We start from the raw sequence: 15,500 nt of genomic DNA, 5'->3' as shown, positions 1-15,500 counted from the left end.
TTAAGTCTGTACGGCGCTTACTGGGCGACCTGGTCGAGGGTGTACGGCTGGGGCTGCTGCGCGGCGTGCGGGTGCTCTGCACCGACGTACACCTTGAGCTTGGACAGCTGCTGGCGGCCGAGGCTGTTCTTCGGGAGCATGCCACGGATGGCCTTCTCCACGGCGCGGACCGGGTTCTTCTCGAGGAGCTCGGCGTAGGTGACCGACTTGAGGCCGCCCGGGTAACCCGAGTGGCGGTAGGCCAGCTTCTTCTGGAGCTTCTGACCCGTGAGCGCGACCTTCTCTGCGTTCACGATGATGACGAAGTCACCGGAGTCGATGTGGTTGGCGAAGGTGGGCTTGTGCTTGCCACGCAGGAGCGTTGCCGCGTGCGAGGCGAGACGGCCGAGAACGACGTCGGTGGCGTCGATGACGACCCAGTCACGCTGGACCTCGCCGGCCTTCGGGGTGTAAGTGCGCGTCACGATAGTGCTGCTTTCTTGTGTCGAACGGAGAAGTTCGTGAATCCCACTCCGGGGTGGTTCTTCCCGAGAGGGAGGAACACGCCAGTGGAGGGCTCACGTTCGGATGATGCACCCCGCCGACGAGCGGCACGGGCACCAAAGAGACAGCATACTCTACCGAGCGCGGTCCCTCAAACCGGCCTCACGCGAGGTCGGACCGCTCCCCCGGCGTCAGCACACGCAGCCGGTGCCCCTGCTCGGCGTGCTCGAACATCCCGACCAGCCGCTCGAGGGTCTCCGAGAAGTGGAGCCATCCCTCCGCGTGCACCGGCACGATGACGGCATCCGCCATCACGCCCGCCGCCTCGAGCGCGGTCCGCGCGTTCAGCGTGAGATCGGTGTCGCCGAAGGCGCCGACGTTCGCGGCGCCCGTGAACAGCACGGCGATCGCGATCGCCGGGAACCGCTCGCCGATGCGGCGCACGAGATCGACCGAGGCGTTGTCTCCCGAGACGTAGACGGTGGGCTCGCCGGGCGCCTCGAGCACGAAACCCGTGACGAACCCGACCACGGCCTCCGCCCCCTCGGGTCCGTGGAGCGCGGGCACCGCCGTCACGGTGACATCGCCGATCCGATGCTCCTGCCACGGTACGAGCCCCGCGACCTGCGGGATCCGCGTCGCCGACTCCGCCGTGCCCAGCACCAGCGGCACCTCGGGCAGCAGGGCGCGACCCGCGTTGTCGAGGTTGTCGGCGTGCTCGTCGTGCGACAGCAGCACCACGTCGATCGGGCCGAGCGCGGAGGGACGCACGGCCGGACCCGTCAGCTTGCGCAGGCGTGATCCTCCCTCGTACACACCGGGTTCGTCGAACGTCGGATCGGTCAGGAAGCCGTAACCGCCGTACGTGAAGTACAGCGTCGGCCCGCCGACCAGGACTGCGGGAATCGTCGTCATGCTTCGAGTCTGCGGCATCCGGGTCTGCGGCGTCAGTCCGGATGCACCGAGACGAGGATCGGACGATGATCGCTGGTGCCCTGCGGCAGGGTCGTGATCCGCTCGATCTCGAAGCCCGTCGACGTCGCGAAGTCGTAGTGACCCCGGAACACGCGATAGCGGGTGTAGGTGTGGTCGTCGCTGAGGGTCAGGGCGTACCCGTGATCCCGCACGGCCTGGCCGAGATTCTCCTTGAACACCGGATAGTTGTAGTCCCCGACCATGAGCTGCGGCAGCCCGTCGCCGAGGGCCGCCAGCGACGTCAGCGCCGCTCGGATCTGGTGCCGTCGCAGCGAGTTCAGCGCCGTGAGCGGAGCCGCGTGGAAGGACCCCACGATGATCTCGCGCCCCTCGTCGATGTCGACCAGCCGCGCGGCGAGGATGCGCTCGTGTGCGGGCTTGAGCATGCGGTCGTGCAGCGACTTCTTGAGCCCGATCGCCCGGATCTCGCGCAACCGGAACGTGCTCGAACGGTAGTAGAGGGCCAGCCCCAACCGGTTGCCCTGCGTCGCATCGGCGAGCACGAGGCCTCCGATGCTCTCGGGCAGGTGCTGCACGTCGCACTCCTGCAGGCACAGGATGTCGGGATCGTGCTCGCCGACGAGCGCCACGAGCTCGCTGGCGGCCCGGTGCTTGCGGAGGTTGTACGAGATGACCTTCATGATCGTTGCCACGCTACCCCCGGCCGCTATGGGTGGGCTCCGGGTTGTCTTGGCCGCGCGGGTCTGTTATTGATTCACTCGCTGTCGCGTCGCGCCCGCGTCTGCTCGGCGCGCGCGGCGAGCAGATCGTCGGCCGGATAGCCGACCTCGGTGAGGATCAGCCCCCGCGCGGCGAGCACCTTGAACTCGCTCGTGCGAGTGAGGGCGTCGCGCAGCACCACGAGGTCGCCGATGTCCAGTCGTCCCTCCCCCACGGCCACGCAGGCGCCGACGAGCGCGCGCACCATGCTGTGGCAGAACGCGTCGGCCTTGACCTCGGCGACCAGCACTCCCTCGGGATCGCGGGTCCACCGGTAGTCGAGAAGCGTACGGATGGTCGTGGCCTCGTCGCGGGGCTTGCAGTAGGCGGCGAAGTCGTGCAGGCCGATGAGGGTCTGCGCCGCGGCGTCCATCGCCGATGCGTCGAGTCGGCCCCGCACGCTCGTCGTGTCGAGGCGGCGCAGCGGATCGAATCCGGCGATCTCATCCGCGAGCCGGTAACGGTAGCGGCGCCAGACCGCCGAGAACCGCGCGTCGAATCCCTCGGGCGCGATCGAGGTACGGTGCACCGCCACATCGGAGTACGCGCCGAGCACTCCGCGCATCCGTCCGGCGATCGAGGCGGCCGGGTCGAGGGCTGCGCGTCCGTGCCGGGACTCGATGCGCGCCCACTGCGCGTCGTCGAGGTCGACGTGCGCGACCTGGCCGGAGGCGTGCACTCCGGCATCCGTGCGTCCGGCGACGACCAGCCGCACGTCGGAACCCACGATCCGCGCCAGCGCCTCTTCGAGCGTGCCCTGCACGGTGCGCAGCGTCGGCTGCCGGGCCCACCCGCGGAAGTGGGTTCCGTCATAGGCGATGTCGAGCCGGATGCGCACGTCGACAAGCCTAGGACACCCACGACGACGGCCCCGGAGCATCCGCGGACGCCGGGGCCGTCATTGCGATCCGGGAAGGGTCAGATGCCGCCGTCGATCGAACGGATGGTGGTCGCCGGCTCATCCGGCACCATCACCTGGGTGTCGCGGTTCAGGCTCTCGCCGCGGAAGAACCGCTTCGACCGCGGGAACAGGTACCAGACGAACATCAACACGAGACCGAACGCCAGCGATCCGATGCCGATCACGAAGGTGCCGCCGATGCCGAACAGCACGGTGTAGCCGTAGTCGACGTCCCACATGTCGATCGCCGACTGCACGAACGCTCCGGTGAGCATCAGTCCGCCCAGCAGGGGGAAGAGGCCCTTGAAGAAGAACTCCCGCGGCGAGCGGAAGATGTCACGACGGAAGTACCAGACGCAGGCGAAGCCGGTGATCGCGTAGTAGAACGCGATCGCGAGGCCGAGCGACAGGATCGAGTCCTGCAGGATGTTGTCGCTGATGAGCGTCATGCCGATGTAGTAGACCGAGGCGACCACGCCCATGACGATCGTCGAGAACGACGGCGTCTTGTACTTCGGGTGCACGTCCTTGAACCTCGCGGGAAGCGCACGATAGACGCCCATGGCGAGGGTGCCGCGCGCGGTCGGGAGGATCGTGGTCTGCGTCGAGGAGATCGCCGAGATGATCACCGAGACCACGAGAACCCACCCGAACGGTCCGAGCAGCCCGTCCTTGATGGCGAGGAAGAAGTCGTCGGCGTTGGCCTCGTTGCCGAGTCCCGTGCCGGTCTCGCCGAGGCCCGCGTACATCATGGCCGCGATCGTGACCGCGACGTAGGTGAAGAGCAGGATGACGGTGGTGAGCAGAGCCGCGCGGCCCGGGATGCGCTTCGGGTCCTTGGTCTCCTCGTTCAGGGCGAGGCAGGTGTCCCAGCCCCAGTAGATGAAGAGGGCGAGCAGGATGGCCTCGGTGAAGCCCGACCAGTCGGTGAACGCGAACGGGTTCAGCCACTCCATGTCGAAGGGCGTCGGGTTCGGCGCCGTTCCCGCGAAGAACTGCCAGAGAGCAGTGACGATGAAGATGCCGAGGGCGAGGTACTGGATGCCGAGCAGGATGTTCTGGATGCGCTCGCCGATCTCGACCCCGCGCCAGCTCACCCACGTCATCGCGGCGATGAAGACGACGGCCACGACGACCACGCGCCAGTCGTTGTTGGCGAGGTCCTGCCCGATCAACGACCAGAAGTAGACCGAGGCGATCTGCGCGAGGTTGGCGAGCACGACCATGCCCGCGACGGCGACGCCCCAGCCGCCCATCCAGCCCACCCACGGGCCGAACGCCTTGGTGCCCCAGGTGAACGTCGTGCCGCAGTCGGGCACGGCGTTGTTGAGCTCTCGATACGCGAACGCGATGAGGAGCATCGGAACGAAGGCGATGATGAAGGCGATGGGCGCCTGCGCGCCGACCGCGAGGACCACGAAGCCGAGCGTCGCGACGAGCGAGTACACGGGCGCGGTGGAGGCGAGACCGATGACGGTCGAACCCCAGAGCCCGAGTGTGCCTGCCGCCAACCCCTTGCCGTCGGGCCGTTCAAGGTGGATGGGCGTCGTAGCTGCCATGGTCAGACAGTAGGGCCATTGCGGTTATCGCGTCAATGACTTTCTCCGAACGACTGATTCCATCCGCGAATGGGTACGCACGCGACGAAATCCGCAGTTCAGTGAAATCCGCAGTTCAGTTTCGCCCGAGCATCCCGTCGGCGTGGTCGGCGATCCAAGCCATCAGCGGCAGCATCCGCTCCATGAGGTCCCGCCCGAGCGGGGTCAGGCTGTATTCGACGTGCGGGGGCACCGTCGGGAACGACTCGCGGTGCACGAGGCCGTCGTCGGCGAGGGTGCGCAGCGTGGAGGCGAGCATCTTCTCGCTGATGCCGTCGACCTCGCGGCGCAGCTCTCCCCAGCGCAGCGTTCCGTCCGACAACGACGAGAGAACGAGAACGCCCCACTTGCTCATCACGTGGTCGAGGATCACGCGGGTGCTACACCCCTGCTCGAAGACGAGCGGGGTGCTCTCCCGGATCTGCGCATAACTCACCGTCATGTAGGTACCTTACTTCAAAGTGGGTACCCGCAGGTCGGAAGGTTTTGAACCAGCGCGGGGTTGTCGAAGGTGTCATTCCCACGAAAGGACCCTCATGACCATTCTCGTCACCGGCGCCACCGGACAGCTCGGCCGCCTCGTCATCGACAGCCTCCTCGAGCGCGGCGCGGAGCCGTCGTCGATCGTCGCGGGGGTGCGCGACCTCACCAAGGCATCCGACATCGCCGCCCGCGGCGTGCGCACCGCGGTCGTCGACTACGACCGGGCCGACACGATCGCGGCAGCCCTCGAGGGCGTCGACTCGGTGCTCCTGATCTCGGGTTCCGAGGTCGGTCGCCGCACCGCGCAGCACCAGGCCGTCATCGACGCGGCGAAGGCGGCCGGAGTCGGCAAGCTCGTCTACACGAGTGCTCCGAAGGCCCCGACGAGCGATCTCGTGCTCGCCCCCGAGCACAAGGCGACCGAGGAGCTCATCGCCGCGTCCGGCATCCCCGCCGTGATCCTGCGGAACAACTGGTACACCGAGAACTACGCCGGTAACATCGCGCAGGCCCGCGAGACCGGCGTCCTGGCGGCCAGCGTCGGCGATGGCCGCGTGGCCTCGGCGAGCCGCAAGGACTTCGCGGATGCCGCGGCGGTCGTGCTGCTCGAAGATGGCCACCTCGGCCAGGCGTACGAGCTCGGCGGCGACGTCGCATGGACCTACGACGAGCTCGCCGCCGCGATCGCCGAGGTCATCGGCAGCCCCGTCGAGTACCGCGCGCTGACCGCCGAGGAGCACGCCGCCGCTCTCGAGTCCGCGGGTCTCGACGCCGGAACCGTCGGCTTCGTCACCGCGCTCGACGCCGGCATCCGCGACGGCGCACTGGCCGACACCGACGGCACGCTCGCGCGTCTGATCGGCCGCCCGACCACTCCTCTCGTGGAGGGTCTCCGCCCGCTGGCGTGACCTCGACGGCATCTCCGTCGCAGAAGGCCCGGTGTCCCTCGCGGATTCCGGGCTTTTCTGCGCCCGGGCGCGGGCGGGCCGCTAGTCTCACGAGTATGAGCATCGATGCACAGGCCGCCCTCGACGCGATCACCGCCGAGGAGCGGGAGTTGGATGTCGATCGTTTCACCGTGACGGATGCCTGGGAGGTGGGCGCCTGGCTGCGCGCGCGTGCCGTCGCCGACGCGTTGCCGATCGTCGTGTCGGTGGTCCTCGGGGGCCAACGCGCCTTCCACATGGCGGCGCCGGGCACGAGCGCCCTCAACGACGCCTGGCTGGAGCGGAAGTTCCGCGTCGTCGAGCACTTCGGCCGCTCTTCTCTGGGCGTGCACTACGACTTCCTCTCCCGGGGCGAGGACTTCGAGCGCTCATCCCGTCTCGACCCCGCGCTGTACGCAGCGGCGGGCGGCGGGTTCCCGATCCGGATCGGCGGAACGCTCGCGGGCGCGATCGGTGTGAGCGGCCTCGAGATGCACGCCGACCACGCTCTGGTCGTGGAGGCGCTGCGCGCGCACCTCTCGCGCTGAGACGATCCTCCGCCGCGTCAACCCCCTGGGCCCGGGGCGCTCGACGCGCGATGGTGGTCGCATGGCGAAGAACGTGCGCACGCTCCGATGCACCCCGGCGGATGTCTTTGAGGTGCTCGAGAACGGATGGCTGTACCCGGCCTGGGTCGTCGGCGCCTCGCGGATGCGCGAGGTCGATGAGACCTGGCCCGCCGAGGGATCCCAGCTGCATCACTCGGTCGGTGTCTGGCCCGCCCTCCTCGACGACACCACCGTCGTCGAGGAGTGGTCGCCCCCGAATCGCATGGTCATCCGCGCGAAGGGCTGGCCGATCGGAGAGGCTCGGGTGACCCTGAGGGTCCGCGCGTGGGACGGCGGCGCCATGGTGCGCATCGATGAGGAGCCGGTGAAAGGGCCCGCGACACTGCTGCCGAGCCTGATCACCACGCCGCTCCTTCGCTTCCGCAATGCGGAGACCCTGAACCGGCTGGCGTACCTCGCCGAGGGCCGCGCTCGCTGACCCTTCGGTCGCCAGCGCAGAACACTGCACCCGCCTCACTGATCGGAGAAGCACATGACCTCCCCTCTCCTCACTTCCCACGCCCCGCTCCCCTCCCCGCGCGGCCCACTCGGCGATGCGGTGCGGAAGCGCCTGACCGGCGAAGCGGATGCCGTGACCGTGCGGAGTGCGCAGGCCGCGGTGGCCGAGGCATCCGATCTCCTGCACGACGACGACGTGCAGCTGGCGCTCTTCCTGCTCTACGCCTCCGCGTACGGTTCGCTCCCCGGACTGGATCCTCGCCTGGAGTGGGATCCCGAGCTGATCGCGGTCCGTGGTGTGCTGGAGGCGGCCTTCGAGCAGCGCCTGCGCGATGTCGTTCCGATTCCGGAGATGCCGGAGCCCACCGTCGATGCCGTCGGGCGCGCGCTGTTCGCCCTCGCCGCGGACGACGACGGACCCAGCCTCTCGCGTTACCTCGCCCGCAAGGCGACCCCTGAGCAGGCCCGCGAGTTCTTCCTGCAGCGTTCCGTCTACACGCTGCGCGAGGCTGACCCCCACTCGTGGGCGATCCCGAGGCTCACCGGCCGGGCGAAGGCGGCGCTCGTCGAGATCCAGTCCGACGAGTACGGCGGTGGGCGCCCCGAGCGCGTGCACGCGGAGATCTTCGCCGCCGCGATGCGCGGTGCGGACCTCGACGACACGTATGGCACCTACGTCGACGATGTGCCGGCGATCACTCTCGCGTCGCACAACATGATGTCGATGTTCGGACTGAACCGTCGGCTGGTCGGTGCGATCGTCGGCCATCTGGCGGCCTTCGAGATGACGTCGTCGATCCCAAACAAGCTCTATGCCGACGGCCTGCGTCGACTCGGCTACGGCGAGGACGTCACCGACTACTTCGACGAGCACGTCGAAGCGGACGCCGTGCACGAGCAGATCGCCGCTCGCGATCTCGCCGGTGGACTCGCCGAGGACCGACCGGATCTGCTGCCGGACATCATGTTCGGAGCCGCCGCCTGCCTCGCGGTGGACGGCTGGGTCGGGGAGCACATCCTCGAGGCCTGGTCGCGCGACGAGTCCTCGCTCCGAGAGCGGGGGGACGTATGAGCGTGCACGACGAGCATCCGACGATCACCGCGTATCCCGACGGGCCCCTCCTGGTCCGGGGAGACATCGACCTTGTCGATGCCGAGGGCGCGCCGATCGAGCGCCACCGGCGCACGATCGCCCTCTGCCGCTGCGGGCTGTCGGCCATCAAGCCCTTCTGCGACGGCACGCACAAACCCGCGGGCTTCCGCACCGAGGATTGATGCGTCGCCCGCCCTTCCGTTCGGCGCTGCAGGCAGCGACGCGTCCCGCACGACTTCTGCTGGTCGCGAAGACCGCGCTGGCCGTCGGGATCGCGTGGTTCATCGCGCGATACATGCCGGGGGTCACCGACGAGTACCCCTATTACGCACCCCTCGGCGCGCTGGTGAGCATGTACCCGACGCTGATGGGGTCGGTGAAGTCCGGGCTCCAGACCCTGCTCGGACTCGCCGCCGGCATCGGGCTGGCCTCGATCATCGTGCTCACGGTGGGTCCGACGTGGTGGTCCATCCCGATCGTCGTCGGGCTCGGGGTGCTCCTCTCGGGCACGGGGTGGTTCGGGGTGGGGCGCGAGTACGTGCCCATGGCCGCCCTCTTCGTGCTGATCATCGGCGGGCAGAATGCCGACGACTACTCCCTGGGATACCTCACCCAGATGTCGGTCGGGGTCGTCGTGGGGCTCGTCGTGAATCTGGCGATCGCGCCGGCACCGCTCACCGCCGAGGCGACGGCAAGCCTGCGTCTCTTCCGCGAGCGACTCGCGACGCACCTGCACGATATCGGTGAGGCGGTGTCGGATTCGTGGCCGCCCGAGAAGGAGCAGTGGGCCGACGACGCGACCTCGCTCGCGGAGACGGCACGTTCGCTGCGCTTCGCTCTCGTCGAGGCGGACGAGAGTCGCCGAGGCAATCCCCGCGCGTGGGGTCGACGCGGGGAGACCGACGATGCGCACCGACAGCTGGAGGCGTTGGAGCGGATCTCGCAGCACATCAGGGACATCGCGGACTCGCTCGCGGACACGATCTGGGATCGCCCCGCGGCGATCGACCTCGATCTCGAACTCCCCGCTCCGCTGACCGCCGCCTGCCATGCGGTCGCCGACGTGATCGCTCTCGAGGATCCGACGTCGGCCGAGGCGCATCGCATTCGAGGAGAGGCGACGCGCGCCGTGCGTCTCCTCCTCGAGACGGTCGATGATCGCACGATCGAGTTGCGTCAGTCGATCGGCCCCGGTGTGCTCGCGGCGATGCATCTGCGGCGAATCCTGATCCTCAGCCGCCCTCCCGTCGACTCTCCGTCGGCGGAAGTCGCGTAGCAACAGAAAACCCCGGTCCGAAGACCGGGGTGAATTCCTGTAGCAGGAGCGGGGCTTGAACCCGCGACCTCACGATTATGAGTCGTGCGCTCTGACCAGCTGAGCTACCCTGCCGCGACGCATCCGCGTTCTGCAGAGACGAATGCTGCGAGCCCCGAGTCAGGATTGAACTGACGACCCCTTCCTTACCATGGAAGTGCTCTGCCACTGAGCTATCGGGGCGTGCTGCCCCTCGCGGGGCAACCACACGAGAATACCATCACTGTGGCGTCCTCATGAAATCGAGCCGGTCAATACTCGTAGCGACCGGCGTTCGCCTTGAGCCACGGCAGCGGATCGATGGTCGATCCGTTGACGATGAGCTCGAAGTGCATGTGCGCGCCGTACGAACGGCCGGTGTTGCCGGTCTTGCCGATCACGGTTCCGACGGTGACCTTGTCGCCCGTCTTCACCTGCAGCGAGCCGTACTGCATGTGCGCGTAGTGGCTCGTGATGACCTCGCCGTCGATGACGTGGTCGATGTACACGGTGACGCCGTAGGCGCCGCCCTGCTCGGTCGCGAGGCGCACCGTGCCGTCGGCGATGGCCTGGACGGGAGCGCCGTTGCCGGGAACGAAGTCGATGCCCTCGTGCAGACGGCCGCTGCGCATGCCGTAGCCGTAGCTCATGCCGACGCCGACGAGGAACGGCCACTGGATGGCGGCCTCGGGGTCGTTGGTGAAGACCTCGTTGGAGTAGTTGATGCCCTGTTCGGCGGCGACCTCGACGAGGGAGATCGTGCTGAAGTCGTCGCCGCGGTCGAGAGCTTCGTTCTGCACGTCGGACGACGTGACGAAGGCCTGGATCTCATCGGAGGCCGCGGACTTCTCGTCGGCGGCAGCGGGGGCGACCAGCGACGCGGAGGCGGCCGAGGTGCCCTGCACGGCGGCGAGGGCTTCGGCGGGAAGGGTCATGGAGACCGCGAGGAGGCCTGCGAGGCTCATGACACCGAGGGAGGCCCCGACGGTGACGACCTTGCGGATGCGGCCGGAGCGGCGCGGGGCGAGGTGCACGATCTCTTCGATCGACGACTTCTCGACGGGCACGGAGGCGGTCGCGCGGTGGAACGCCGATCCCTTGAACGCCTGCGAGGCCTGCTCGAACGCGTCGATGAGGTTCTCGGTCGGCGCGGGGATGGCGGGGCCGTCGATGATGATCGGCTCGTCGCTCACCACGAGGGGGACCTTGGCCGGCTTCGGCGTCGATTCGCCGAGCTCGGAGACGACCTCGTCGGGTGCGGCGATCTTCTCGACGGACTCGTCGGCGGCGATGGCCTCGGCCGCCAGCATGCGGGCGGCGCGACGGGACAGCGGCGCGGAGGTCTCGGTGGCCGCGGGGGATGCAGAGGCTGTCGCCGTCTCTCCCACCGCGGTGGCCTCGTGGGCCTGAGTGCGGAGTCGGCTGGAGCGGCGCGTGGGCGCAGATTCAGCCTGGGGATTCTCGAAGGGCAAAACGATTCTCTCGGGGTCGTACGTCAAGCTCGGGGGCGCTTACTCATGATCCGCCTTCGGGCGGCGGAAATAACGATCGCGTAAACACTACCTCGCCTCGGCTGGGAAAGCCATGAGTCATTCATCTTTCACGCCGATCCGTTCGATCAGGCGCGCATGCACGGCGCTCCCGCCGGCGACGATCAGGGGGCGCGCCGTGTCGACGTCGAAGCGGGAGACCTCGCCTCCGGCCTCGCGGACGAGCAGTGCCCCGGCCGCGAAATCCCAGGGCTTCAGACCGCGCTCGAAGTATCCGTCGAGGCGTCCGGCGGCGACGTAGGCGAGGTCGAGCGCCGCCGCTCCCATCCGCCGCAGGTCCCTCGCGATCGGCATCACGCGCCTCACCGTCTCGATGTCGCCGTCGTGCGTGGCCGGGTCGTATCCGAAGCCCGTCGCCAGCAGCGCGCCTGCCGGCGTCTCGTCGGTGACCGCGAGTCGTTCGTCACCCAGCCAGGCGCCGTGCCCGCGCGCGGCCGAGAACAGCTCACCCAGCGCGGGTGCGAACACGACTCCGGCGAGATGCTCCCAGCTCGCCGGGTCTGCCGTTCCGCGCACGGCGGCGATGCTGACGTTGTAGGCGGGGATGCCGGTGGCGTAGTTCACGGTGCCGTCGATCGGGTCGACGACCCACGTGATGCCGGTCTCGCCCTGCGCCGCCTCGGACTCCTCGCCGAGGAACCCGTCACCCGGCCGCGCCGCGTCGAGCCGGGTGCGGATCAGGGCCTCGACCTCGCGGTCGGCCTCGGTGACGATGTCGGCCAGCGTGGTCTTGGTCGCCGCGAGCGTGACACCCTCGCGGCGACGGCGCTGCGCGAGCGCGCCGGCCTCGCGTGCGATCTCCTGCGCGAGTTCGGCGAGCTCGACCTCGATCTCGCCGCTCACTGCGGAGGACGCGGGGCGGGAGGCGGCGGCGGGAAGGCTTCCTGCGTGTGCGGAGCCGAGGGCGCCGACTGCGAGGGCGCCGACTGCGGGGGTGCGGACTGAGGGGGCGCCGGCTGCGGCGGCGCTGCCTGCGGAGCGGCAGGCTGCGGGGGCGCGCTCGGGTACGCGAATCCGGGTTCGGCGGGAGCGGTCGGTACCGGAGGAACTCCGGGAACCGTGGGAGCCTGCGGCTCGGGCGCCACCGGGAACGACGTCGCTGGGAGCGCAGCCTGCGGAACGTACGCCGTGGGCTGTCCCGTGTAGTAGGCGTTCCAGTCGGGGCTGCCGTCGGGCAGTGCGGGCAGCGGCGTCACACCGTCGGCGAACGTCGGCCACGAGAGGAACGCGCTCGCCGGAGGCGCTTGCTGCGCGGGCTTCTTCGGAGCGAAGAGCGCGTTGAGCAGAGGAACGAGCGTCGTTCCGACGGCGGCGAGGATCGTCAACGCGACGACGATCCGCCAGTAGAGCTCGACGTACTCGAACGAGTCGGGGAAGGTCAGATAGAACACGAGCATCGCCACGAGGCCGCCAAGGAAGACGACCGTGATGATGTAGATCACCCGGTTGAACGTGGTGGGGTGGCGCTGTGCAGCCGGGGTGAAGAGGCGCACGTGCAGCAGCGCGAGCTGCAGGATGCCGACCACGAGGAGCAGCTGGAAGAACCGCGCCGCTCCGTTGAAGTAGTAGTCGTCTTCGGGCAGCCAGATCTTGAAGGCACCGACGATCAGCGCGATGATCCAGGTGACCATGCTGGTGAGCGCCAGCCAGTCGGGGCGCTTGGGTGCGAGTCCCGCCTCGAGGATCGCGATGCCCGCGAATCCGGCGAACAGCAGGATCGTGAGGAATGCCCGGCCGATCAGGCCGTCCTGGTCACCGATCAGCACCCACACGACGCAGACGAGCGCTGCGGCGATCAGAGCCCCGATGGCGATCCAGATCGCTCCCCTGATCAGGAGCGACATGTTCTTCTTCTCTTCGGTCACGGTCTCCGGCTGGGACATGACGACCCTCCCCCTCTAGCGGCGTTGCCCCTCATCCTGCCATGCGAGCAGGCGCGGGCACTGCCCCGACGCCCCGGATGTGCACAAGCATCCGAAAGCCGACGTCGGTGCAGTCCGGGTCAGCCGGCCTTCTTCGCGGACGCGGCGGCGAACGCGGCGATCCGCGCCTGCGCGTCGGGCGTCTGCATCGCGGCGCCGATCGAGAGCGCCTCCGCGGTCAGCTGCTCGGCGAAGGTGCGCTCGGGTTGCGCGCGCACCAGGTGCTTCGCCTGCCCGTAGGCATCCGCGGCACCGGCGAGCCAGAAGCGGGCGATCTCCTCGCCGCGAGCCCGCACGAGGGCGGCCTCGGCCGCCGAGTCCTCGCCCGTCACCGTCTCGGCCGCGAGGCCCCACTCCACCGCTTCGTCGGCGGTGAGCAGGCGATCCTGCAGCACCAGCTGCAGCGCTCGACGTTGCCCGACCGCTCGGGCGAGCTGCGCCGAGACCGACAGGTCGGGGGTGAGGCCGATGTTCGCGTAGAGGCTACCGAGCCGCGATCGCGAGCCGACCACCGCGTAGTCGCTGCTGAGCAGAATCCCGAGTCCTCCGCCCGCGGTCGTGCCGTGCGCGGCCGCGACGACCGGCACCGACGATTCCGTCAGCGAGCGGATGCCGGTGTTGATGACCTCTGCCAGAGCCGTGATCTCATCGCCCGACCCCATCGTGGTCGCCATGTCGATCACGTCACCGCCGGCGCAGAATGCGGGCCCCGCCGCATCGATCAGGATCGCCTTCACATCGGAACGCGACGTCGCCTCACCCGTGGCGTCGCGCCACGCGTGCGCGAGATCGGCGTTGAAGGCGTTGAGCCGAGCCGGGCGGTTCAGCGTGAGCCGAGCCATCCCCTCATCGACCGAGAACAGGATGGCATCGCTCATGGCTTCTCCTTCGAGCACAGGACGTTGCGTCCAGCGTAATCGCGGTCAGGCGTACTGCCACACCCGCGAGACGAACGCCTCCATGCGGCGGCGAGTGCCGTCGAGGCGGAAGTCGACCTGCCCGTCGGCCAGGACCTCGTTCGGCGCGAGCGGGTGTGCGAGCCGCACGTTCTCGTGGCACGAGAGGTCGGCGCAGATGTAGGTGCCGAACGAGTCGCCCCGCTGCCCCGCTTCCCCCGCCCGTCGCGCCGAGAACAGCGTGACCTGGTTGCCCGGCTGCATGGTGCGGCAGATATCGCACATGCCCGATCGGCCGCGCCCCGGGTCGGAGGCGCGCAGCACGATGCCGACGATCTCGCCGTCGTGCGGGATCAGCACGTACCCGCGGCGCCCGGCGCCCGGATCGCGCCACGCGAAGAAATCGAGGTAGTCCCAGTCGACCAGCACGAAGTCGTGCGGCATCTCCATGACCCGGAGTTCGTCGGCATCCGCATTGACGAACGATGCCCGGACGTCTGCTTCGGTGAGCGCTCGCATCGTCCCAGTCTAGGAAGTCGCGGGTGGGAACGGCTCGTAGAGTGGCGGGATGGCACACGCACTCGTCACCGGAGCATCCCGCGGCATCGGCCGGGCCACCGCGATCGCGCTGAGCGCTCGCGGCGATCGCGTCGCGGTGCACTACGGCAGCGACCGGGATTCCGCTGCCGAGACGCTCGCCCTGCTGCACGGCGACGGCCATCACCTGGTGGGCGGCGATCTCTCGGACCCGACGGATGCGGCGGCCATCGTCGACGAGGCGACCGCGGCGCTCGGGGTCATCGACGTGCTCGTGAACAACGCGGCGATCGCGCCGAGCTCGGCGACCTTCCATCGGGTGGATGCCGTGGACTACGCCACCTGGCAGGAGGCATGGACGCGAATGCTCGACGTCGACCTCCGCGCCGCGGCCAACGTCTCCTATCTCGTCGCGAACGCGCTCATCCGCGCGGGTGCGGGCGGATCGATCGTGAACATCGGTTCACGCGGCGCCGACCGCGGCGAGCCCGACTTCCCCGCCTATGGCGCCGCGAAGGCGGGTCTGCACGCCCTCGGCCAGTCGCTGGCCGTGGCGCTGGCTCCGCACGGCATCGCCGTCGCGACCGTCTCCCCCGGCTTCGTCGCGACCGAACGTCAGCAGTCGAAGCTCGTAGGGGCGGAGGGCGATTCCGTGCGCGCCCAGAGTCCGTTCGGCCGCGTCGGCACGCCCGAGGAGGTCGCCGCCGCGGTCGTCTACCTCACCTCTCCCGAGGCGCAGTGGGCGTCGGGAGCGGTGCTCGATCTCAACGGGGCTTCTTACTTGCGGTGAGCGCCGTGGAGGTGAACCGAAAACGAAGAAGGCCCCGCGATCGCGGGGCCTTTCTGGTGGGGAATCCGCGTATCTCTTCGTTCCATACCCTCTACAAGGATCGCAGATCGCTATTCCCACGCACACCCTCGACCGCCCTACTCCCGCTCGAGAGTTGGCATGACGAAATCCGCTTCTCGCGACCTGCCAGTAGCACCGGCGTATCAGCGGTTGTTATCGTTCGACGGGCATCGAGCGGCTTCGCATGGGCGACTTGGATGGAGTG

The 15,500-nt window shown here is 68.9% G+C and carries 18 protein-coding genes and 2 tRNA genes; 7 read left to right on the top strand and 13 right to left on the bottom strand.

Annotated features, from left to right (window positions below):
- Nucleotides 1-17: 17 nt before the first annotated feature.
- The 6 genes from rplM to ACZ5Y9_RS05745 form a co-directional block, all read right to left on the bottom strand.
- On the bottom strand, nucleotides 18-464 hold the full coding sequence (gene rplM, locus ACZ5Y9_RS05770; RefSeq protein ID WP_102194388.1) for a 50S ribosomal protein L13: 447 nt from the start codon (nucleotides 462-464) through the stop codon (nucleotides 18-20).
- A gap of 181 nt (nucleotides 465-645) precedes the next feature.
- Nucleotides 646-1,398 carry an MBL fold metallo-hydrolase gene (locus tag ACZ5Y9_RS05765; RefSeq protein WP_464472521.1) on the bottom strand — a complete coding sequence of 251 codons (753 nt, stop codon included), beginning with the start codon at nucleotides 1,396-1,398 and terminating at the stop codon, nucleotides 646-648.
- Between the two features lie 32 nt (nucleotides 1,399-1,430).
- The gene (locus tag ACZ5Y9_RS05760; RefSeq protein ID WP_247624723.1) at nucleotides 1,431-2,099 is read right to left on the bottom strand and encodes an endonuclease/exonuclease/phosphatase family protein; all 669 of its coding nucleotides are present in this window, start codon (nucleotides 2,097-2,099) and stop codon (nucleotides 1,431-1,433) included.
- A 74-nt stretch (nucleotides 2,100-2,173) separates the two neighbouring features.
- Nucleotides 2,174-3,016, bottom strand: a complete 843-nt coding sequence (gene truA / locus ACZ5Y9_RS05755; protein WP_404597523.1) for a tRNA pseudouridine(38-40) synthase TruA — start codon at nucleotides 3,014-3,016, stop codon at nucleotides 2,174-2,176.
- An 80-nt stretch (nucleotides 3,017-3,096) separates the two neighbouring features.
- The gene (locus ACZ5Y9_RS05750) at nucleotides 3,097-4,638 is read right to left on the bottom strand and encodes an APC family permease (RefSeq protein WP_464472520.1); all 1,542 of its coding nucleotides are present in this window, start codon (nucleotides 4,636-4,638) and stop codon (nucleotides 3,097-3,099) included.
- A gap of 115 nt (nucleotides 4,639-4,753) precedes the next feature.
- A complete protein-coding gene (locus ACZ5Y9_RS05745) occupies nucleotides 4,754-5,119 on the bottom strand; it encodes a winged helix-turn-helix transcriptional regulator (protein WP_247623198.1) in 366 nt (121 codons plus the stop codon).
- Between the two features lie 94 nt (nucleotides 5,120-5,213).
- Here ACZ5Y9_RS05745 and ACZ5Y9_RS05740 point away from each other — a divergent pair, with 94 nt between their 5' ends.
- The 6 genes from ACZ5Y9_RS05740 to ACZ5Y9_RS05715 all read left to right on the top strand — a co-directional run bounded on the left by ACZ5Y9_RS05740 (nucleotide 5,214) and on the right by ACZ5Y9_RS05715 (nucleotide 9,522).
- Entirely contained in the window at nucleotides 5,214-6,068 is an 855-nt protein-coding gene (locus tag ACZ5Y9_RS05740; RefSeq protein WP_247623199.1) for an SDR family oxidoreductase, read from the top strand.
- A 95-nt stretch (nucleotides 6,069-6,163) separates the two neighbouring features.
- Nucleotides 6,164-6,634 (top strand): heme-degrading domain-containing protein, encoded by a 471-nt coding sequence (locus tag ACZ5Y9_RS05735; RefSeq protein WP_247623200.1) that lies wholly within the window; start codon nucleotides 6,164-6,166, stop codon nucleotides 6,632-6,634.
- A gap of 61 nt (nucleotides 6,635-6,695) precedes the next feature.
- Nucleotides 6,696-7,133: an SRPBCC family protein gene (locus ACZ5Y9_RS05730; RefSeq protein ID WP_247623201.1), complete on the top strand. Its 438-nt coding sequence runs from the start codon at nucleotides 6,696-6,698 to the stop codon at nucleotides 7,131-7,133.
- Nucleotides 7,134-7,187: 54 nt separating this feature from the next.
- The gene (locus ACZ5Y9_RS05725; RefSeq protein ID WP_464472519.1) at nucleotides 7,188-8,225 is read left to right on the top strand and encodes an iron-containing redox enzyme family protein; all 1,038 of its coding nucleotides are present in this window, start codon (nucleotides 7,188-7,190) and stop codon (nucleotides 8,223-8,225) included.
- On the top strand, nucleotides 8,222-8,428 hold the full coding sequence (locus ACZ5Y9_RS05720; RefSeq protein WP_247623203.1) for a CDGSH iron-sulfur domain-containing protein: 207 nt from the start codon (nucleotides 8,222-8,224) through the stop codon (nucleotides 8,426-8,428). The genes ACZ5Y9_RS05725 and ACZ5Y9_RS05720 overlap by 4 nt, the downstream gene beginning before the upstream one ends.
- Nucleotides 8,428-9,522 carry an FUSC family protein gene (locus ACZ5Y9_RS05715; protein WP_464472518.1) on the top strand — a complete coding sequence of 365 codons (1,095 nt, stop codon included), beginning with the start codon at nucleotides 8,428-8,430 and terminating at the stop codon, nucleotides 9,520-9,522. The genes ACZ5Y9_RS05720 and ACZ5Y9_RS05715 overlap by 1 nt, the downstream gene beginning before the upstream one ends.
- Before the next feature lie 40 nt (nucleotides 9,523-9,562).
- Here the strand turns inward: ACZ5Y9_RS05715 and ACZ5Y9_RS05710 are convergent.
- The 7 genes from ACZ5Y9_RS05710 to ACZ5Y9_RS05680 all read right to left on the bottom strand — a co-directional run bounded on the left by ACZ5Y9_RS05710 (nucleotide 9,563) and on the right by ACZ5Y9_RS05680 (nucleotide 14,427).
- Nucleotides 9,563-9,636 (bottom strand) — tRNA-Met (locus ACZ5Y9_RS05710).
- A gap of 36 nt (nucleotides 9,637-9,672) precedes the next feature.
- A tRNA-Thr gene (locus ACZ5Y9_RS05705) sits at nucleotides 9,673-9,744 on the bottom strand.
- 68 nt (nucleotides 9,745-9,812) lie between these two features.
- Nucleotides 9,813-10,928, bottom strand: coding sequence for a M23 family metallopeptidase (locus tag ACZ5Y9_RS05700; RefSeq protein ID WP_440748731.1), 1,116 nt, complete (start codon nucleotides 10,926-10,928; stop codon nucleotides 9,813-9,815).
- Between the two features lie 201 nt (nucleotides 10,929-11,129).
- A complete protein-coding gene (locus tag ACZ5Y9_RS05695; protein ID WP_464472517.1) occupies nucleotides 11,130-11,933 on the bottom strand; it encodes an inositol monophosphatase family protein in 804 nt (267 codons plus the stop codon).
- The gene (locus ACZ5Y9_RS05690) at nucleotides 11,930-12,973 is read right to left on the bottom strand and encodes a hypothetical protein (protein WP_464472516.1); all 1,044 of its coding nucleotides are present in this window, start codon (nucleotides 12,971-12,973) and stop codon (nucleotides 11,930-11,932) included. The genes ACZ5Y9_RS05695 and ACZ5Y9_RS05690 overlap by 4 nt, the downstream gene beginning before the upstream one ends.
- 119 nt (nucleotides 12,974-13,092) lie before the next feature.
- Nucleotides 13,093-13,890, bottom strand: coding sequence for an enoyl-CoA hydratase/isomerase family protein (locus tag ACZ5Y9_RS05685; protein ID WP_247632773.1), 798 nt, complete (start codon nucleotides 13,888-13,890; stop codon nucleotides 13,093-13,095).
- A 45-nt stretch (nucleotides 13,891-13,935) separates the two neighbouring features.
- A complete protein-coding gene (locus tag ACZ5Y9_RS05680) occupies nucleotides 13,936-14,427 on the bottom strand; it encodes an FBP domain-containing protein (RefSeq protein ID WP_247623208.1) in 492 nt (163 codons plus the stop codon).
- A gap of 49 nt (nucleotides 14,428-14,476) precedes the next feature.
- On the opposite strand from ACZ5Y9_RS05680, the gene ACZ5Y9_RS05675 reads away from it, so the two are divergent.
- A complete protein-coding gene (locus tag ACZ5Y9_RS05675) occupies nucleotides 14,477-15,235 on the top strand; it encodes an SDR family NAD(P)-dependent oxidoreductase (protein ID WP_464472515.1) in 759 nt (252 codons plus the stop codon).
- The last annotated feature ends 265 nt before the right edge of the window (nucleotides 15,236-15,500 follow it).

Source organism: Microbacterium sp. T3-8 (assembly GCF_055398145.1).
The sequence above is the reverse complement of the archived record's forward strand: the minus strand, read 5'-3'. Positions and strand labels throughout refer to the sequence as shown.